Source organism: Pannonibacter anstelovis, from assembly GCF_036881715.1.
GTDB classification, from domain to species: Bacteria; Pseudomonadota; Alphaproteobacteria; order Rhizobiales; family Stappiaceae; genus Pannonibacter; species Pannonibacter anstelovis.
On sequence record NZ_JBAKBF010000005.1, the window covers coordinates 81,835 to 101,715 of the forward strand.

The 19,881-nt window shown below is 63.0% G+C and carries 15 protein-coding genes; 9 read left to right on the forward strand and 6 right to left on the reverse strand.

The genetic code is table 11. The annotated features are described in order from the left end of the window. Nucleotides 1-51 precede the first annotated feature (51 nt). The 5 genes from V6L75_RS09765 (at nt 52) to V6L75_RS09785 (ending at nt 6,800) form a co-directional block, all read left to right on the forward strand. The gene (locus V6L75_RS09765) at nt 52-1,941 is read left to right on the forward strand and encodes an ABC transporter ATP-binding protein (RefSeq protein WP_334251324.1); all 1,890 of its coding nucleotides are present in this window, start codon (nt 52-54) and stop codon (nt 1,939-1,941) included. After that, a complete protein-coding gene (locus tag V6L75_RS09770) occupies nt 1,938-3,854 on the forward strand; it encodes an ABC transporter substrate-binding protein (protein ID WP_334251325.1) in 1,917 nt (638 codons plus the stop codon). Before V6L75_RS09765 ends, V6L75_RS09770 begins: the two co-directional genes overlap by 4 nt. Nucleotides 3,855-3,932: 78 nt before the next feature. After that, nucleotides 3,933-4,958, forward strand: a complete 1,026-nt coding sequence (locus V6L75_RS09775) for an ABC transporter permease (protein WP_334251326.1) — start codon at nt 3,933-3,935, stop codon at nt 4,956-4,958. Further along, complete coding sequence (locus V6L75_RS09780; protein WP_334251327.1) at nt 4,955-6,118, forward strand: ABC transporter permease; 1,164 nt, start codon at nt 4,955-4,957, stop codon at nt 6,116-6,118. The genes V6L75_RS09775 and V6L75_RS09780 overlap by 4 nt, the downstream gene beginning before the upstream one ends. A gap of 88 nt (nt 6,119-6,206) precedes the next feature. Next, complete coding sequence (locus tag V6L75_RS09785) at nt 6,207-6,800, forward strand: class I SAM-dependent methyltransferase (protein ID WP_334251328.1); 594 nt, start codon at nt 6,207-6,209, stop codon at nt 6,798-6,800. On the opposite strand, the gene V6L75_RS09790 is transcribed toward V6L75_RS09785, so the two are convergent. From V6L75_RS09790 to V6L75_RS09810, 5 genes are all read right to left on the reverse strand, one after another. Beyond that, complete coding sequence (locus V6L75_RS09790) at nt 6,793-8,457, reverse strand: ABC transporter ATP-binding protein (RefSeq protein WP_334251329.1); 1,665 nt, start codon at nt 8,455-8,457, stop codon at nt 6,793-6,795. The genes V6L75_RS09785 and V6L75_RS09790 overlap by 8 nt on opposite strands. Continuing rightward, on the reverse strand, nt 8,454-9,272 hold the full coding sequence (locus tag V6L75_RS09795) for an ABC transporter permease (RefSeq protein WP_334251330.1): 819 nt from the start codon (nt 9,270-9,272) through the stop codon (nt 8,454-8,456). Before V6L75_RS09795 ends, V6L75_RS09790 begins: the two co-directional genes overlap by 4 nt. Beyond that, nucleotides 9,269-10,219: an ABC transporter permease gene (locus V6L75_RS09800; protein ID WP_334251331.1), complete on the reverse strand. Its 951-nt coding sequence runs from the start codon at nt 10,217-10,219 to the stop codon at nt 9,269-9,271. The genes V6L75_RS09795 and V6L75_RS09800 overlap by 4 nt, the downstream gene beginning before the upstream one ends. A 61-nt stretch (nt 10,220-10,280) precedes the next feature. Then, a complete protein-coding gene (locus tag V6L75_RS09805) occupies nt 10,281-11,783 on the reverse strand; it encodes an ABC transporter substrate-binding protein (RefSeq protein ID WP_334251332.1) in 1,503 nt (500 codons plus the stop codon). Between the two features lie 104 nt (nt 11,784-11,887). Further along, entirely contained in the window at nt 11,888-12,814 is a 927-nt protein-coding gene (locus V6L75_RS09810; RefSeq protein ID WP_334251333.1) for a pirin family protein, read from the reverse strand. Nucleotides 12,815-12,936: 122 nt separating this feature from the next. Here V6L75_RS09810 and V6L75_RS09815 point away from each other — a divergent pair, with 122 nt between their 5' ends. Next, nucleotides 12,937-13,458 carry an AAA family ATPase gene (locus V6L75_RS09815; protein ID WP_334251334.1) on the forward strand — a complete coding sequence of 174 codons (522 nt, stop codon included), beginning with the start codon at nt 12,937-12,939 and terminating at the stop codon, nt 13,456-13,458. Between the two features lie 12 nt (nt 13,459-13,470). On the opposite strand, the gene V6L75_RS09820 is transcribed toward V6L75_RS09815, so the two are convergent. Then, on the reverse strand, nt 13,471-14,352 hold the full coding sequence (locus V6L75_RS09820; RefSeq protein WP_334251335.1) for a LysR family transcriptional regulator: 882 nt from the start codon (nt 14,350-14,352) through the stop codon (nt 13,471-13,473). 133 nt (nt 14,353-14,485) lie between these two features. Here V6L75_RS09820 and V6L75_RS09825 point away from each other — a divergent pair, with 133 nt between their 5' ends. The 3 genes from V6L75_RS09825 (at nt 14,486) to cydC (ending at nt 19,783) form a co-directional block, all read left to right on the forward strand. Continuing rightward, nucleotides 14,486-15,985 (forward strand): CoA-acylating methylmalonate-semialdehyde dehydrogenase, encoded by a 1,500-nt coding sequence (locus tag V6L75_RS09825; RefSeq protein WP_334251336.1) that lies wholly within the window; start codon nt 14,486-14,488, stop codon nt 15,983-15,985. 328 nt (nt 15,986-16,313) lie between these two features. Continuing rightward, nucleotides 16,314-18,122 carry a thiol reductant ABC exporter subunit CydD gene (cydD, locus tag V6L75_RS09830; RefSeq protein WP_334251337.1) on the forward strand — a complete coding sequence of 603 codons (1,809 nt, stop codon included), beginning with the start codon at nt 16,314-16,316 and terminating at the stop codon, nt 18,120-18,122. Further along, entirely contained in the window at nt 18,119-19,783 is a 1,665-nt protein-coding gene (gene cydC / locus V6L75_RS09835; RefSeq protein WP_334251338.1) for a thiol reductant ABC exporter subunit CydC, read from the forward strand. Before cydD ends, cydC begins: the two co-directional genes overlap by 4 nt. Nucleotides 19,784-19,881 lie beyond the last annotated feature (98 nt).

Here is a 19,881-nt window from a genome sequence, read left to right on the forward strand (position 1 = left end):
GGCGGGCGGTCTTCGTGTGCAGCAACTGTCTCTTGGGGGAGGGACACCAGAGTGAATGTACTCTCGATCAACGGCCTGACCGTTGATTTCCATACGGACGAAGGCGTTACGCGCGCCGTCGACGGAATTTCTTTCGCCATTCCCCAGAACAAGACTGTCGCCTTGGTGGGCGAGTCCGGTTCCGGCAAGACTGTCGTTTCCCAGACGATCATGGGCCTTCTGCCCGCGTCGGCCCGCGTCACTTCTGGTGAAGTGGTGTTGAGCGATCCCACCGGCAAGAGCCAGCCGGTGAATATTGCCGCGCTTGACCGCAAGGGGCCGCAGATGCGCCACCTGCGCGGCAACCGGGTTGCGATCATCTTCCAGGAGCCGATGACTTCGCTTTCGCCGCTGCACACCATCGGCGACCAGATCGGCGAAGCGGCGCGGCTGCACCGCAATTGCGGGGCGGGCGAAGCGCGGGAGCTGACGCGTGAGATGCTGCGGCTTGTACATTTCCCGGACCCCACCCGTGCGCTCGACAATTATCCCTTCGAGCTGTCCGGCGGCCTGCGCCAGCGCGCCATGATTGCCATGGCGCTGATTTGCCGCCCGGCGCTGCTGATTGCCGATGAGCCGACGACCGCTCTCGATGTGACGATCCAGGCCGAAATCCTTAAGCTCATCAAGGAAGTGCAGTCAGAGCTGCAGATGTCCGTGCTGATGATCACCCATGATTTCGGCGTCGTTGCCAACATGGCGGACGAGGTGGTGGTGATCTATCACGGGCGCATCATGGAAAAAGGCACGGCCAGTCAGCTCTTTTCCGCGCCGGGCCACCCCTACCTCAAGGCGCTGCTTCATGCCGTGCCGCGCTTCCACATGGACAAGTCCGAGCGTTTGCAGCCGATCCGCCCGATTGCCGTGGATACATCCGGCATCCGCAAGACGGCCTGTACAGCCTCCAGCCTCGAGCCCGGCAAGCCGCTTATCGAGGTCAAGGGTGTTTCCAAGGATTTCATCACCCGCAAGGGCAGCTTCTTCTCGGGCAATCCGCGCACGGTCAAGGCGCTGGACGATATCCACCTGACCGTGCGCAAGGGGGAATGCCTCGGCATCGTCGGTGAGTCCGGCTCCGGCAAGACCACCCTTGCCAAGGCAATTCTGCGGGCCATTCCTGTGTCCAGCGGTTCGATCATGTATCACGGCGGCCAGACACCGGCCAATGTGGCGGAGCTTTCCGGTGCTGAACTGCTGGACTACCGCCGCCGGGCACAGTTCATCTTCCAGGATCCGTTCTCCTCGCTCAATCCGCGCATGACGGTCAACGAGATCCTCAGCGAGCCGCTGCAGATCCACAAGGTCGGCACGCCGAAGGAACAGGCCGAACGGGTGCGCGAGCTGATCCAGCTTGTCGGTCTCGATCCGCGCTATTTGCGCCGCTATCCCCACTCCTTCTCCGGTGGCCAGCGCCAGCGCATTGGCATCGCCCGCGCTCTGGCACTCGGACCGGAGTTCATTCTCTGCGACGAGCCAACCTCTGCGCTTGATGTGTCCGTGCAGGCGCAGGTGCTGAACCTTCTGCAGGATCTGAAGGCCGATCTCGGCCTGACCTATCTCTTCGTCAGCCACAATCTCGCTGTCGTCGACTACATCGCCGACCGCATCGCCGTCATGTGCCGCGGGCGGCTGGTTGAGCTTGGCCGGACGAGGGACATTATTTCCAATCCGCAGCATCCCTACACACGGGCGCTCCTGGCCGCTGTGCCGGAGCCTGACCTGAACTCTCCCCTGAACTTTGCCGCTCTCGGCGCCCAGCGGGCCTCCGACCCCTCCGCTTGGCCGGAACCATACCGTCTTGGCGACGGCATGGCGCCCACGCTGGTGGAAGTGGCGCCCGAGCATCTGGTTTGCGCCCCGGGCCTTGCCGCAGGCACCCCCTTCAAGGAGACCGCAGCATGAGCGGGTACATTCTGGCAGCAGGTGTGCGGGTGGCCGCAGCCTGCCTTGTCGCCGTTTCGCTTCTGTCTCCCGCATCTGCACTGGAGCTGAAGGAAACCGAAGGTCTTGAGCAGCTTGGTTTCATCAATCCGCCGCCGGTCAGCGAGCGCGTGCCGCAAGAGCCGCTGATCGTGGATCTGGAGGCCAGTGGCCGCAAGACCGGAGTGCCGGGCGGGGATATCAATACGCTCATTGGCCGGGCGCGCGATGTGCGCCTGATCAACGTGTGGGGCTATGCCCGGCTTGTTGGCTACAACGAGAAGCTTGAGCTCGTTCCTGACATACTCAAGGATGTCGAAGTGGTGGACGGGCGCATCTTCACGCTGCATCTGCGCAAGGGCCACAAGTGGTCTGACGGCAAGCCGTTTACGTCCGAGGACTTCCGTTACTTCTTCGAGGACGTGGCCAGCAATCCGGAGCTGACACCCGCCGGTCTGCCGCCGTTCCTGCTGGCGGGCGGCAAGGGCCCCGTGTTCGAGGTGCTGGACGAGACGACTGTCCGCTACAGTTGGGAGAGCCCCAATCCGCTGTTTCTGCCGGAACTGGCGCTGTCCCGCCCTCCGTTCATCTACCGCCCTGCTCATTATCTGAAGCAGTATCACGCGCGCTATGGTGATCCGGCCATCATCGAGCGGGCAGCTTCGGCACAGAAAGCCAGGAGCTGGGCTGCGCTGCACAACAAGCTGGATGACATGTACAACGCCGGCAATCCGGATCTTCCCTCGCTGCAGCCTTGGGTCCGGATTACGGCGGAGAGCGACCAGAGGTTCGTGCTGGTGCGCAATCCCTATTATCACAGGGTGGACAGCACCGGGCAGCAGCTGCCCTACGTGGACCGGGTGATCATGACCGTGGCTGACGGCAAGTTGATCCCGGCCAAGACCCAGGCGGGGGATGCCAACCTTCAGGCCCGTAACCTGTCCTTCGCTGACATCACCGTCCTCAAGAAAGGTGAGAAGAACCACGGCTACAAGACGCTTCTCTGGCCGATTTCAAAGGGTGCGGAAATTTCGATCCTGCCGAACCTGACGGTAAAGGATCCGGTGTGGCGCGCACTTCTGCGGGACACCCGTTTCCGCCATGCCCTGTCTTTGGGCATCGACCGGGAAATGATCAACCGGGTGCTCTACTTTGGCCTGGCTGTGCCGGGCAATGACACGGTCATCGACATCAGCCCGCTCTACCGGGCTGAGTACCGTACCCGCTGGGCGGGCTTTGATCCGGACAAGGCCAACGCGCTTCTGGATGAGATGGGCCTTGCCAAGCGGCGTGGTGATGGCATCCGTCTCATGCCGGATGGCCGCCCCTTGGAAATCATCGTGGAGACTTCGGGCGAAAGCCAGACGGAATCTGATGCGCTGGAACTGGTGGGCGAGACCTGGCGGGAGATCGGCGTGAAACTTTTCGTCAAGCCAAGCCAGCGCGACACCATGCGCGACAGGGCGATTTCGGGCGATCTCGTCATGGCTGTATGGTCCGGTCTCGACAATGGCATTCCGACGTCGGAAATGCCGCCCACCGAACTCGTGCCCTCCCGCGTCGACTGGCTGTCCTGGCCGTCATGGGGCGACTACTACGAGACTGGCGGCAAGAGCGGTGAAAAGCCTGACTGGGAGCCTGCTGTAAGGCTGATGCAACTTTACGAAGCCTGGCTCACCTCCATCTCGCCGGAACAGCGCGATGAGATCTGGCACCAGATTCTTCAGATCCACGCAGACGAGACCATTCGCATCGGACTGGTCTCGCAGGTGCGGCAGCCGGTGGTGGTCAAGGACGTCGAAAACGTGCCGGAAGAAGCCATCTACGGCTGGGACCCGGGTTCCCAGTTCGGGCTTCACCGCATGGACGAGTTCTGGCTGTCCGGTCAGCGTTGAGGGGGCGTGAGAGAGAATGACTTTCCTGTTGCTTGAGCAGGTGTGCGCCATTCGCGCCGGGCAGAGAGAGGGGCTCTGATGTTTGTCTACATCCTGCGCCGGGTCCTGACGATGATCCCGACGCTCTTTGTGATCAGCCTGCTGATCTTCTTCATCATCGAACTGCCGGCGGGTGATTACATCTCCAACCAGATCGCCATGCTGCGTTCCACCGGCGAAGCATCCTCCATTGCCAAGCTGGAGTTCCTGCGCTCCGAATTTGCCATGGACCGGCCGTTCTTCGAGCGGTACCTCGTCTGGATCGGTGCCTGGCCAGGGCCGCACGGCTTCGACGGTCTGCTCCAGGGCAACTGGGGCTGGTCCTTCGAGTTTGAAAAGCCGGTGTCAGAAGTGGTGGGGCCGACCCTGCCGCTGACCCTGATCCTGAATGCTGCCACCATCCTCTTCGTCTATGTCGTGTCCTTCCCGATCGGCATCTACTCGGCAACACGCCAGTATTCCTGGGGGGACTACGGCTTCACCCTGCTGGGCTATCTCGGCCTTGCGACCCCCAATTTTCTGCTGGGGCTGATCCTGCTCTATTTCTTCAATCAATGGTTCGGCCTGTCGATCGGAGGCCTGATGGACCCGAAGTACATCGGCCAACCGTGGAGCATGGACAAGACCATGTCCGTCATGGCGCATCTGATCGTGCCGACAATCGTTATCGGCACCTCAGGCACGGCCGCGATGATCCGCCGCCTCAGGGCCAACCTGCTGGATGAACTGCACAAGCAATATGTCACCACCGCCCGCGCCAAGGGCCTTAGCGAAGGCAAGGCACTTGTGAAATATCCGCTGCGCATGGCGCTGAACCCGTTCATTTCCGACATTGGCAACCTGATCCCGTCGCTCGTCTCCGGCTCGGTCATTGTTTCCGTGGTGCTCAATCTGCCTACAGTCGGACCGGTTCTCTTGTCGGCGCTGCAATCGCAGGATCAGTTCCTCGCCGGCTTCATTCTGCTCTTCGTTGCTGTGCTGACATTGCTGGGCATGCTGGTATCCGATCTTCTTCTTGCGGTCCTTGATCCGCGCATCCGTCTGGGCGGGAGGGCCGGCGCATGAGTGCAACCGATCGTGACGAGGGGCATTTCGTTGACGATGCCCCCTTCAATCCCCGCGAAAGCAAAGCCCTGACCCCGGAGCAGGAACGCTATTTCCAGGCCTCCCAGTGGCAGATCATGTGGTGGAAGTTCCGCCGCCACAAACTCGCCCTGTGGTCCGGCGTCATCCTGCTTCTTTTTTATCTCTGCGTGCCCTTTGCCGAGGTGATTGCGCCCTACAAGCCGTCGGAGCGCGATTCCCAGCACCTCTATGCGCCTCCGCAGATGGTGCGCATCTTCCATGAGGGCAGCCTGACCACGCCCTTCGTCTATGACCTCAAGGCTGAGGTCGACATGGAGAACCTGAGCTGGATCTACACCGAAGACAGAAGCACGCCGAAGCACCTGCGCTTCTTCTGCCGTGGCAGCACCTATCAGTTCTGGGGCCTGTTCGACGCCAGCTTCCGTCTTGTCTGCGCGCCTGCTGATGGCACCTTCTATCTTCTGGGCACCGACCGTCTTGGCCGTGACCAGTTCTCCGGTCTCGTCTATGGGGCAAGGCTGTCGCTGACGGTCGGCCTCGTTGGCGTTGCCATCTCCATTGCCCTTGGGCTCTTCTTCGGGGGTATTGCCGGTTATTTCGGCGGGTTCCTCGATAGCGCCATTCAGCGTGTGATCGAGATCATGCGCTCTCTGCCGGAGCTGCCGCTGTGGATGGCACTTTCCGCCGCTTTGCCGGTGACGTGGAATCCGGTCTGGATCTATTTCGGCATCACCATCATTCTGGGGCTGCTCGACTGGCCGGGACTTGCCCGTGCGGTGCGCTCCAAGCTCCTGTCCCTGCGCGAGGAGGAATATGCGCAGGCGGCATTGCTGATGGGCGCAAGGCCGTCCCGCGTTATCCGCAGGCATCTGCTTCCCGGCTTCACCAGCCACATCATCGCCTCGGCCACCCTGTCCATTCCGGGCATGATCCTGGGTGAAACAGCGCTGTCCTTCCTCAATCTGGGCCTGCGCCGTCCGGCTGTCTCCTGGGGTGTGCTGCTCAACGAGGCGCAGAACATCTCGGTTGTGACGGTCTATCCCTGGCTGATGGCGCCGATCATCCCGATCATCATTGTTGTCCTTGCGTTCAATTTCCTTGGAGATGGTTTGCGCGACGCCGCCGACCCCTATAAGTGAAGCGCATGAGAGAAAGAGCGCATCTGGCGCTCGAGGATTCCAGAGCTTGACGCATCCGCGCCGAAAGCCCTGGCACAGGAGTTTTGATATGTCGAAGAATGCCACCACAGCAGAAGGCTGGGACGAGGAATACGAGGCCGGCCGCTGGGCCTTCCTGCGTGATCTTCCAGAAAGCGGGCGCTACGGCATCATCGGCATGTGGCTCCTGCTGAACAACGCCTTTGACCGGGTACTGGACATCGGCTGCGGCGAAGGCCTCTTGTATGAGCGCCTCGCCCCGCTCGGCCTCAAGCATTACACCGGCGTGGACCTTGCTCCGCGCGCGCTGGAAATCGCCAATGTCGATCCGTCGATCGCTTCACTTCGCGCGGGCGACATGCACAGCTTTGCTCCGAATGAGGGCGAGCGCTACAGCGCCGTTGTCTTCAACGAGGTGCTGCATTTCGCCGATGATCCGGCGGCCGTTGTCTCCCGCTATGTGCCGTTCTTGGCGGAGGATGGGATCATCGCCCTGTCGATGTATTCTCCGAAGCGGCCCGAGTCCGGTGCGAACAAGCTCATCGCCCGCCTCTGGGAAGCCACGGATGATTCCAGCCGCTGGCAGGTGCTGGATGATTACCGGCTGGTTTCGGACAAGAAGGGCGTCACCTGGCGCATGCGCCTGATCAAGCCCATCAAGTGACGGTGCTTTCCTCTGCCTCGCGCCGCCGCAGGATGGCGTCGAGGTCCGGAGCAGAGGCCACCAGCAGTTTGGTGTAGGGATGGGATGGCCGCGTCAGCACGGATGCGGTCTGTCCTTCCTCAACCACTTCCCCCCCGTTCATCACCAGAACCCGGTCGGTGATCGCCCGCACCACCGTCAGGTCATGCGAGATGAAGAGATAGCTCAAGCCCAGGCGGTCCTGCAGACTGGCGAAAAGATCCAGCACCTGCGCCCGGATCGATACGTCCAGCGCCGACACAGGCTCGTCTGCGATGATGAGCTTCGGTTCCGTCACCAGTGCCCGGGCGATGCCGATGCGCTGGCGCTGTCCGCCTGAGAACTCATGCGGGTATTTCTTCCCGTCTTCGGGTGTGAGGCCAACGGATACCAGCGAATCCGCCACCCGCCGCCTCTTTTGCGCGGGCTTCAGATCGGGATAAAGATGCAGTGGCTCGGCAATCGCCTGCTCCACCGTCTGGCGCGGATCAAAGCTGCCATAGGGGTCCTGAAACACCACCTGCACCTTGCGCCGCAGTGCCCGCATGGCCTCGCCCCGCGCCTCATGCGGCGCCTCGCCATCAATCTGGATCATACCGCCGGAGGGTTTCTGCAGGCCGAGAAGGGTCCGCGCCAATGTAGACTTGCCGCAGCCGGATTCGCCCACCAGTCCGACGCTTTCACCTTCCCTGACTTCAAGGCTGACACCATCGACCGCCCTGAACCGTCCGCCTCGTCCTGTGAGACGGGAGAGGAAGCTGGCGCCGGGAATGGGATAATCAACCGTCAGCCGGTCCACCTTCAGCAGGGGCTTTGCCGCTGTCTGCTGGCGGCCGGCGACAGCCGGGCTGGCCGCAATCCGCTTCGGCATATGGCTTGATGCCGCGAGCAGGCGGCGGGAATAGGGGGCATTGAAACCGCGCAGCAGCTGGCTGGTGGGGCCTTCCTCCACCAGTTCCCCGTCCTTCATGATGGCGATACGGGCGGCCATGTCGGCCACCACGGCCAGATCATGGCTGATCAGCAGCAGCGCAATCTTGTCCCGGTCAACGATTTCCTTCAGCAGATCAAGGATCTGCGCCTGAACAGTCACATCAAGGGCTGTTGTCGGCTCGTCGGCGATCAGAAGCTTCGGGCGGCAGGCGATGGCCATGGCGATGACCACGCGCTGGCGCTGCCCGCCTGACAGTTCATGCGGAAACCGGTCGGGGGAGACGTGCGCGCGCGCCAGGCCCACCCGGTCCAGCAGCAGCGACGCCTCCCGCTCCGCTTCGGTCCGGCTGGCCTTGCCATGCACCACAAGGCTTTCTGCCACTTGTGTGCCGATGGTCTTCACCGGATTAAGCGCGGTCATCGGCTCCTGGAACACCATGGAAACGACATTGCCGCGCAAGGTGCACATGGCCGCCTCGCTCTTGTCTGCCAATTCCTCGCCGTCCAGGCGGATGGATCCGGAGAGCTTCGCCCGGTGCGGCAGCAGACGCAGGATCGAGAGCGCGGTGAGTGACTTGCCCGATCCGCTTTCCCCTACCAGCCCCAGCACTTCGCCCGCGCTGATCTCGAGGCTGAGATCACGGATGATCTGCCGGGAACCAATGTCCAGCGACAGGTTGTTGATCGTCAGCAGCGGCGCGCTCATGGGCGCCCCCGGAGTTTCGGGTCGGTCAGGTCGCGCAGGCCATCCCCCATCAGGTTAAGCCCCATCACCGTCAGCACGATCGCAAGGCCGGGGTAAAGCGCCAGTTGCGGGGCAAAGGCCATCATCGTCTGCGCCTCGTTCAGCATCCGCCCCCAGCTCGTCAGCGGCGGCTGGGCGCCAAGGCCGATGTAGGAGAGCGACGCCTCGGCTAGGATACCGAGGGAGAACTGGATGGTTGCCTGCACGATCAGCATGTTGGCGATATTCGGCAGCACATGTTCCACCGTCACCCGCACTTCGCCTTTTCCTGCCACCCGGGCAGCCATCAGATATTCGCGAGAGGAGAGGGCAAGCGCCGCTCCACGCGCCACACGGGCGAAGACGGGGATGTTGAACAGGCCGATGGCCAGAATGGCGTTGAAGGCACCGGGGCCGGCCAGTGCCGTGATCAGCACCGCCGAGAGCAGGGCCGGAAAGGCAAAGACCAGATCGTTGAAGCGCATGATCGCTTCGTCCATCAGTCCCCGCCGGTTCGCCGCCCACAGGCCCAGCGGTATGCCGATTGCCATGCCGATGCCCACAGCAACAAGAGCTACGGCAATCGATGTGCGTGCGCCCACCATCAGCATCGACAGCAGGTCGCGGCCATAGTGATCCGTGCCGAGCCAGTAGGTGAGGCTGGGGCCCTGCAGCTTGGCGGACACCTTGAAGGTGGCAATGTCATGCGGCGTCCACACCAATGACAGCAGTGCCGCCCCGAGGAACAACAGCGTCAGCGCAAGGCCGAGTGCGAAGGAAAGATGCCGTCTGTTCACGCTGCCCTCCGCCGCAGCCGCGGGTCCGCCAGCGCATAGGCCGCATCCACGAGGAAAGTGACGAAGATGACGAAGCCGACCATCAGCACCACGACGCTTTTGACGACGATCAGATCGCGCTGGGTGATGGCCTGAAAGATCAACCGCCCAAGCCCCGGCAGGTAGAAGACATTTTCGATGACGATCGTTCCTGTCACCAGAAATGACAGCTGCAGGCCAAGGATCGTCAGGACCGGGATCATCGCATTGCGCAGCGCATGGCCCCACAGAGCGGCGCCTTCTGTCAGCCCCTTGGCACGGGCGGTACGGATGTAATCCTCATGCAGCGTGTCGACCAGCGCCGAGCGCATGATCCGGGCCAGAATCGCCGCTTGCGGCAGGGCGAGTGCTACGGCCGGCATGATCAATGCTGCCAATGCCGCGCCAATTCCCTTGTCCCACCCCGGAAAGCCGCCGGAGGGCAGCAGCCGCAAGCTGACCGCAAACACATAGACGAGCAGCATGGCAAACCAGAAGTTCGGTACGGCCACGCCCACCTGCGTCAGCGCCATGATACCAGTGTCTGCGGTCCGGCCCCGGCGGCTCGCCGCCCAGACACCGGCTGGGATAGCAATCACGATGGTCAGCAGCAGGGCAATGAGCGCGAGCGGCAGCGTCACTGGCAGCCGGGCGGCCACCAGATCACGCACGGGCACCGAATAGGTGTAGCTGATGCCCAGATCCCCTTGCAGAAGTCCCGCAATCCAGAGCAGGAAACGTTCCGCCGCCGGGCGGTCGAGCCCCATCTGGTTGCGCAGGGCCTCCAGCGTGTCGGGCCGCGCCTCCACGCCCAGCATCAGCTGGGCCGGGTCACCGGGAATGACTTCCAGGATCAGAAACACCGCCAGCGCCGCCGCCAGCAGCGTCAGGCACAGGCTCACGAACCGGCGCAGCAGGAAGCCGGTCATGCGGCCACCCTGCAAGGCATGGAGACGCGAGAGCCTCGTTGTGTTCTTGCCCTCATGCGCCTCAGTCTTCCCAATGGACGCCGGTCAGGTCATTGGCCTGCACTGGTGCATTTTCCCAAAGGCCCTTCAGCTTCGCGTCCCACACGCCGGTCTTGGGCAGCTGAAACAGGAAGCCGTTGACGGCATCCTTTGCCAGCATTTCCTGCGCCTGCCGCAGCAGCACGTTGCGCTCTGCCTCATCGCTGGTGATCCTGACCTTTGCCATCAGTGCGTTGAAAGCCGGGTTCTTGTAATTGAAGTAGTAGTCATCCCGCGCATAGATATCGATATCATTGGCTTCGGTGTGGGCAACGATGCTCAGGTCATAGTCCTTGCCCTTGAACACCTGCTCCAGCCACTGCGCCCATTCCAGCGGAATGATCTCCAGCTCGATTCCTGCTTCCTTGAACTGTGCGGCCAGAATCTCGCCGCTGCGGCGGGCATAGCTGGGCGGCGGCAGCTTCAAGGTGGCCTTGAAGCCATTTGCGTAGCCTGCTTCCGCCAGCAATGCCTTAGCCTTCTCCACGTCGAACGGATAGGTGTCCGTCAGGTCTTCATAGGCGGGGGCATGGGGGGCGAAATGGGAGCCGATAGGCGTGCCATAGCCGAACTGCGCACCGTCAATCAGTGCCTGCCGGTCGATCAGATGCGCCATCGCCTGCCGGACGCGCGGGTCGTCGAAGGGTTTGCGGGCATTGTTGGTGGCCAGCACAGTCTCGCCCTCGGTCGTGCCGACCACAACGGCAAAACGTGGATCAGCCTCGAATTGCAGCAGGTTTTCCGGTGCCGGATAAATCGGGAAACCGTCCACATCGCCCGACATCAGCGCCGAAAACGAGGCGGCATTGTCGGCGATGATCTTGAAAACCGCCTTGTCCAGTTTCACCGGGGTGCCCCAGTAGTCCGCATTCTTCTGCAGCTCCACGCGGTCGCCCTGCACCCACTGCCCGAAACGGAAGGGACCTGTCCCGACAGGGGCGGTCTTGTTGGTCCCGGCGCTTTCCGGAGCCACGATCACGGCATCACCGGTTCCCAGCAGGGTAATGAAATCCCCCACAGGCTGCTTCAAGGCGACGGTCACTTCGGACGGGCTGGAAACCGTCACGCTTTCGATCGCCTCGAACCGGGCCTTCTGCGCATTGACGCTCTTCGCCGCCTTGGCCCGCTCCAGCGAAAACTTCACGTCTTCGGCATCAAAGCTGGTGCCGTCGTGGAAGGTTACACCTTCACGCAGCTTGAAAGTGTAGGTCTTGCCATCTTCCGAGATGGTCCAGCTTTCGGCCAGCGCCGGCTTCACGGTGCCATCCGCAGCAACCTGCGTCAGGCCTTCAAAGAGGTTGATGAACACAACCTCGTCAATGGCGGCTGCAGCGCCTGCGGTAGGATCAAGGTGAGGCGGCTCCAGCCTTACGCCGAGCGTCACATCCGTGCGCGCTGCCTCGGCTGGGACCGCCGCAAGGATCGCGAACAAAGATAGACTGCAAAGTGCCATATGGCGCAGGCCAAGGGCTGAAATCCGCGTCATTTCCCATTCCCCCCAACGGTTGAACCCGGCTTTATGATCAGGAGTTTAACCGTCCGGACGGGGAAGGGAAGTGAAAACTCGGCAAAGCTCTGAAGCCTCTCCGTTCAGGCCTCCGGCAGCGGGATGAAGTCCTCTTCGTCCCCCGGCACGATGTCGAACTTGCCCTTGCGCCAGTCTTCCTTGGCTTGCTCGATCCGCTCTTTCGACGAGGAGACGAAATTCCACCAGATATAGCGCCGCCCGTCCATCGGCTCGCCGCCGAGCAACATGAAGCGGGCCGGGCCCTTTGCCGTGGCGCGGATCTCCAGCCGGTCGCCGGGCTTGAAGACGAGAAGCTGGGCGGCGCCAAAGGTCTGGCCGGACACCTCGACTTCGCCTTGCAGGATATAGATGCCGCGCTCTTCATAGCCTGCATCCAGAGGAATGCGTGCGCCTGCTTCCAGATGCACATCGGCGAAGAAAAGATCCGTTGCCGTTTTCACCGGCGACTGCGACCCGTAAAGCCCGCCCGCAACAATCCGAACGGTTGCGCCCTGATCGCTCAGGGCAGGCAGGGCTGCATCGGAATGGTGGGCGAAGAAGGGCTCGCTTTCCTCCATGTGCTTCGGCAGGGCTACCCAGCTCTGGGTGCCGAACAGAGGGCGGGGCGCTGCCTTGCGCTCGTCCCGCTCCCGTTCCGAATGGACGATGCCGCGACCGGAGGACATCCAGTTCAGCTCGCCCGGCTTGATCAGCTGGTCGGAGCCGAGGCTGTCGCGGTGATAAAGCTCGCCTTCCAGCAGATAGGTGACTGTCGCAAGGCCGATATGCGGATGCGGCCGCACGTCTACGCCACCGCCAACGATCAGTTCTGCCGGTCCGATCTGGTCGAAAAAAATGAAAGGGCCGACCATGCGCCGCCGGGCGGAGGGCAGGGCGCGCCGCACCTCAAAGCCGCCAAGGTCCGACGTGCGCGGCATGATCACGGTCTCGATCTGGTCACAGCTCGCCGCATCACCGGGAACCGGATCGGGTGCATTCAGCCAGGTCATTGTCTCTCTCCTCGTGCGAAACCTTGCCATATTTGAACTTTAAGGTGGCCTTCTTCGTCCGGCCTGTCCATTGAACAGTCTGTTTCCCCTTCCGTTCCCTTCCCCTTCGACAGAGACAGAACATGCAGCGCGTGATGATTGTTGGCGGTCCTGGTTCGGGCAAAAGCATCCTCGCGCGGCAATTGGGCGAGCGCACAGGCCTGCCTGTCTTCCACATGGACCAGATCCATTGGCTGCCGGGCTGGGTCGAGCGCAGCAAGGAAGACAAGGACCGCTTGAGCAGCGAAGTCCACCAGCAGGAGCGCTGGATCTTCGAGGGCGGCCATTCGCGCACCTATCCGGAGCGGATCGCCCGGTCCGATACCTTCATCTGGCTTGATGTGCCGGTCTGGCTGCGCATGATCCGGGTGCTGCGCCGCAGCTGGCGCTACCGCGGGCAGAGCCGTCCGGATCTGACGGAAGGCTGCCCGGAGCAATTCAACAAGGAAACGCTCAAGTTCCTGCATTTCATCTGGACGACCCGGCACTCCGCCCGCGCCAAGCTGCTGGAGGTCTGGCAATCCCCGCCGCCGCATCTGGCCGTGCACCGCCTGAAGAACCTTGCGGAGGTCAGGGCCTTCCTCGAAACGGTCAAGCAGTCATAGGCCCGGCATTCCTCACCCGAACATTGCCCTGTCCTCCGCCACACAGGCGCGCAGGAAGTCCTGCACGGCGGCAATGTGGCGCAGCGGGCGGGAGCTTTCGTGCGTCACCATCCAGTAGGCCCGCTTCACCTGCACCTCCGGCAGAACGGGCCGGAGGTTTGCGTCATTGCGGGCGATGAAGGCATGCAGAATGCCGATACCCGCGCCCGCCCGCACCGCCTCCGTCTGGCCAAGCGCCGAGGCAATCTCGAAGCGGGATGTCCAGTTGCGGGTAAAATCCGCCGCATAATTGAGGGCAGGGGAATAGATGAGATCTTCCACCGAGCCGACGAGATCATGCTCTGAAAGATCCGCGAGCGTCTGCGGTGTGCCACGCCGGGCGAGATACTCCGTGGAGGCATAAAGACCGAGGGCATAATCCACCAGTTTCGCCGCCACCAGCCGCCCATGCTCCGGCCGTTCGATGGTCACCGCGATATCTGCCTCGCGCCGGGAGAGCGAGAAAGAGCGCGGCATCGGCACAAGCTGTATGGTCAGGCCCGGATGCGCCCGTGTGAGCCGGGCAAGGCGCGGGGCAAGATACGTGACGCCGAAACCGTCCGGCGCTCCGATGCGTACCGTGCCGCTGATGCCCGGATGCGTGCCGGACAGGCTGGAGCTTGCTGCCAGCAGCTCCGCCTCCATCCGTTCGGCTGCTGGCAGCAGCCGTTCGCCCGCTTCCGTCAGGCTGCATCCCGTTGTGCCGCGCTCCACCAGCCGTGTGTTCAGGCTGTCTTCCAGTGCGGTCAGCCGCCGGGCGACCGTCGCATGGTTCACCCCCAACCGCCGCGCCGCGCCAAGCATCTGGCCCGAGCGGGCGACAGCCAGAAAGATCTTCAGGTCATCCCAGTTCATGCTGCGCTCCAGAATGTGCAAAAATGCACAGCGGTTGCGGGAAATGCGCTGTTGTTTTTGCAAAATAACACAGGCAAGACAAGGGCATCAAAATGGATGCCATGCGAGGCATCACCAGCCCGGAGGAAAGCAGATGCGCAAGATCGGACATTTCATCGGCGGCAAGCACGTGGAGGGCACGTCTGGCCGCTTCGCCGATGTCTTCAACCCGGCAACCGGTGAAGTTCAGGCGCAGGTGGCGCTGGCCACCAAGGCCGAGCTGCGCGCTGCCGTTGAAAATGCCGCTGCCGCCCAACCCGCCTGGGCAGCGCAGAACCCGCAGAAGCGCGCCCGCGTGATGATGAAGTTCGTCGATCTTCTGCACCGCGACATGGACAAGCTGGCCGAGGCCCTGTCCCGCGAGCATGGCAAGACCATTCCGGACGCCAAGGGCGACGTGATCCGTGGCCTCGAAGTCGCCGAGTTCTGCATCGGCGCTCCGCATCTGATGAAGGGTGAGTTCACCGAAGGCGCAGGCCCCGGCATTGACATGTATTCCATGCGCCAGCCGCTTGGCGTTGTCGCAGGCATCACCCCGTTCAACTTCCCGGCCATGATCCCGATGTGGAAGTTCTGCCCGGCCATCGCTGCTGGCAATGCCTTCATCCTGAAGCCGTCCGAGCGTGATCCCTCCGTGCCGCTGATGCTGGCCGAGCTGATGATCGAGGCCGGTCTGCCGGCCGGTATCCTCAACGTGGTCAACGGCGACAAGGACAGCGTGGACGCAATTCTGGATGACGATATCATCCAGGCAGTCGGCTTTGTCGGCTCCACCGCAATCGCCCATTACGTCTATTCGCGCGGCTGCGCGGCGGGCAAGCGCGTGCAGTGCTTCGGCGGCGCCAAGAACCACATGATCATCATGCCGGATGCGGACATGGATCAGGCGGTGGATGCTCTGGTCGGCGCCGGCTATGGCGCGGCAGGCGAGCGCTGCATGGCGATTTCTGTGGCCGTTCCGGTGGGCGAAGACACAGCAGACCGCCTCATCGCCAAGCTTGCCCCCCGCGTTGAGAGCCTCAAGATCGGGCCTTACAGCGGCGGTAATGACATCGACTTCGGCCCGTTGGTGACGAAGGATGCCTATACCCGCGTCAAGGGGCTCGTGGACAAGGGCGTTGCGGAAGGCGCCAAGCTCGTTGTCGATGGCCGTAACTTCAGGCTCCAGGGCTATGAGAACGGCTATTTCATCGGCGGCTGCCTGTTCGACAACGTCACCAAGGACATGGAGATCTACAAGACCGAGATCTTCGGCCCGGTCCTCTCCGTTGTCCGCGCCAAGACCTATGAGGAAGCCATCGATCTGCCGATGAGTCATGAATACGGCAATGGCGCTGCCATCTTCACCCGCGATGGTGACGCTGCCCGTGATTTTGCCTCGCGCATCAACATCGGCATGGTCGGCATCAACGTGCCGATCCCGGTTCCGCTCGCCTACCACACCTTCGGCGGCTGGAAGAAGTCCGGCTTCGGCGACCTGAACCAGCACGGCCCGGACGCCTTCAAGTTCTACACCCGCACTAAGACGGTCACCTCCCGCTGGCCCTCGGGCATCAAGGACGGCGCCGAATTCGTTATTCCGACGATGCGCTGATCAGGTCTGGATTGAACTGGAAAGGGCGGCCCCGGTGGCCGCCCTTTTGCTTTTACGCCTTCTGCTGCCTCTCGAACTCCGCTACCCCTCCAACTCAGTCCTGCCACGGCCCAGACCGTGGCAGGACTGAGTTGGAGGAAGGGCCATTCGTCCGCCTCCACCGGAATTTTCTGTCCACATGCGGCAAAACGCGTTTTTTTCCCAAGTTGCCTCCCTCTGTGGCCAGTCTATAACCGGACTAAGGTAAAGCTGGCTGCCGTGACCCGCATGGCGGCTGGCCCTGTTGGGGGACGGACAAGGCTGCTTTGCACAGCCGGTCAGGAAACGCATGAGTGAGCAGACAAGCGCCCACATCGCAGCGGACGGCTGCGCGGTGCATGGCGCGGATGCAGGCAAGGATGAGGTGAAATCTGTTCCGGCAGGAACAGCGCTGCTGCGCGCCATAACAAAGCCGGAGCGCCGGACCATTTCCTGCGCCGGGATGCTGGCAGGGCTGGCGGATTGCCTCTGGATTGCCCAGGCGGCGGCCATCGCCACGGCTGTGGTGCAGATTGCCTTTCCCGTTGCATTGAAACTGCCTGGCTGGCCAGCGCCGCTGTCGCCCTTTGAAACGGCGCAGGTGATGGCAGGCACCGTCATCCTGCTGGCCATTCTGCGCTACGCCCTGTCCTTCGCCGCAAGCCGCCTTGCCTTTGACGCCTCCGAACGCGTGAAAACTACCCTGCGCCGCCGCTTGCTGACAGGCCTCGCCAAGGCAGGCCCTGCTGCAAAGCTTCCTGTCAGCGGCGCTGTGGCGGCCGCCGTCACCGATCAGGTGGAGGCCGTGGGCCCCTATATCCGCCGCTTCCTGCCGATCCGTACCCGGCTGGTTCTGGCCCCGCTGGCCATTCTGCTGGTCAGTCTCTGGGTCAACTGGTTCGTGGCCGTGATTCTGCTGGTGGCAGGTCCGATGATCCCGCTTTTCATGGCCCTCATCGGCATGCGGGCACAATCGGCTGCTGACGAACAGCAGGGCGAGCTCGCGCGTCTTGGCGGATTCTTGATGGACAGGCTGGCCGGGCTCGAAACGCTCAAGCTTCTTGGCGCGGCAGAGCGTACGGGCCGGCAGGTGGCCGAGGCCGGCCAGTCCTTCCGCGTTGCAACCATGAAGGTGCTGCGCATCGCCTTCCTGTCCTCCACTGTGCTGGAGCTGTTCAGCGCATTGGGCGTAGCCTTTGTTGCCGTCTATGTCGGCTTTTCCCTTCTTGGCCAGATCGGTTTCGGAACCTGGGGCGCGCCGGTTGATCTGTGGTCCGGCCTGTTCGTCCTGCTGCTGGCACCCGAGTTCTTCTCGCCCTTGCGCGCCTTCGCCGCTGCCTATCACGACAAGGCCGGTGCGCAGGCAGCTGCCGCGCATCTTGCCGAGCTGCCCATGCCGGAGCAGGATGAAGCTCCTGCGCCAGTGCAGGCTATCATGACGCCGCCCGCCGGGCCGGTGTCAGTTACATTCCGCTCTGTCACGCTTGGTCATGAAGGCAGACCGGTGCTCGCCGGACTTGATCTTGATCTGCGCCCCGGTGAGTTGCTACATCTGCGCGGGCGAAGTGGTTCGGGCAAGTCTACGCTGATGGATGCGCTTATCGGCCTCAATCCGCCGCTTTCAGGTGAAATCCTGATCGCTGGCACGCCGCTTGCCGCGCTGGATCAGGGCCTTTGGCGCAGCCGCATTGCCTGGCTGTCGCAGGATCCGCGCCTGTTCTTCGGTTCCGTGCGCGCCAATCTGCGCCGCGCAGCGCCTGATGCGGCAGACGCGGATCTGTGGGCAGCGCTCGAATTGGCCGGTGCGAAGTCTCTGGTCGAGCAGATGCCGCGCGGCCTGTTGACCAGCCTGGGCGAGGATGGCTTCGGCCTGTCGGTTGGCGAGGCGCGCCGCATCGCCCTTGCCCGCGCCATGCTGCGGGCTGATCCGCTGCTGGTGCTTGCAGACGAGCCCACCGCCGGACTTGATGAGGACACTGCAGCCGTCGTCATCGCAGGCCTCAAGATCCTGTGCCAGGGCCGCAGCGCGCTCATCGCCAGCCATGATCCGGCACTTCTTGCGCTGCCGGGCCGGGTCTTCGACCTCGAGCCCCAGAGTCTGCCGGAGGTCGCCGAATGAGATCCGTCCTTCAGCTCCTGCGCCTGCAGTTTGCCGCTGGCCGCTCAAGTTTCCTTCTGGGGATTGCCGCAGCCCTCGTTCCCGCGCTGGCAGGCTTCCTGCTGCTTGGTGTTTCCGGCTGGTTCATCACCGCCTGCGCACTTGCAGGTGCGGCGGGAACGATGGTCAACTACTTTGTCCCCAGTGCCCTTATCCGTGCCTTTGCCATTGCCCGCACCGCCGGGCGCTATGGCGAGAGGATGCTGACGCATGATGCCACGTTCCGCTTTCTGGCGGATCTGCGCGCCCGTGTCTTTTCCGGTTTTGCCCATCGCCGTGCCGCCAGCGCCCTGCAGAGCCGCAGCGGCCTGAAATTGTCCCGGCTCACGCTGGATATCGATCAGCTCGACCGGGTCTATCTGCGTCTTGCTGTGCCTGCGGCTGCGCTGGCGGCCGTGCTGGCGGTGGCAGCGCTCATGGCGGCAAGCCTTGTGCCCGCCGCCTTGCTGCTGGTGCTGCTTGGCCCGCTGGTGCTGCTGGGCGCCGCCCGCCGGGTGATGGCGCCGGCCATGGCACAGGAAGCGCGCCGTGCGGAAGCGGCCGAAGAGGCCATCCGCCTGCGTACTGTTGATTGCGTGGCGGGCCGCCGCGATCTTGCCGTCTATGGCGGTCTCGATCAGCCAGTGGAAGCCGTTCTTGCCGCAGACCGGCGCCGTGCCAAGGCTGCCGGCCGCATCGAGCGTGTCACGTCCCTTGCGGAACTTGCCGTCATGGCCTCCGGTCAGGGCATTGCCGCCATCGCACTCGTTGTCATGGCACGCGAGATGGAAAGCGGATTAGCAGGCGCTGCCATTGCTGCGGGTGTCATTCTTGCTTCGCTGGCGCTGGCCGAAACGCTTGCCGGGCTGCTGCCTGGCCTTGCCGCCTTCACCCGCACCCGCCGCGCAGCAGACCGGCTGGTGCCGCTGGCCGCCAGTGCCGATGGGCATCCGGCAGAGACTGCATTGTTACAGGGTGCCGGAACCGCGCCCGCAGGCGCCGTTCTGGCGCTTTCATCGGTCAGTTTTACCTATCCCGGCGCCATCCGGCCGGTGCTGGAGGATTTCAGCCTCACGGTTGCACCGGGCGAGTGGCTCTGCCTTGCCGGACCCAGCGGCTGCGGCAAGTCCACGGTTCTGGCTCTTGCCAGCCGCCTTATGCCGCCGGACAGAGGTCAGATCTGGCTGGAAGGCCAGCCAATCGGCGCGCTGGACGAGGCAATCCTGCGCCGTACTGTTGCCGTGGTTACGCAGAAGCCCGTTCTCTTCGCCGGAACGGTTGCCGAAAACCTGTGTCTTGCAGCTCCTGATGCCACCCCGGACGAAATGTGGCAGGCGCTGGAGCGTGTTGGCCTTCAGGATGTCATCGCTGCCCGGCCGGAAGGCCTGATGAGCCAGTTGGGGCAGGGCAGTACGGGCCTTTCCGGCGGTGAGGCACGGCGTTTCACGCTGGCCCGTGCACTGCTGCAGCGGCCCCGCCTGTGGCTTCTGGACGAGGTGACGGAAGGGCTTGATCCGCAAAGTGCTGCCCGTGTGCTCGACACGATCGAAAGCCTGCGCGGTGAGTCTGCCATCCTGATGATCTCGCATCAGAAGCGTGAAATGGAGCGGGCGTCCCGCATTCTGACGGTTGACGCACACTGATTTTCAAGCTGGCCGCTGATCCGTGACTATACGTATGGAGCGGTGCGTTAAGCCTTGAAATAAAAGCATGATCTGGCTGCGTCACCATGCCGCCTGCG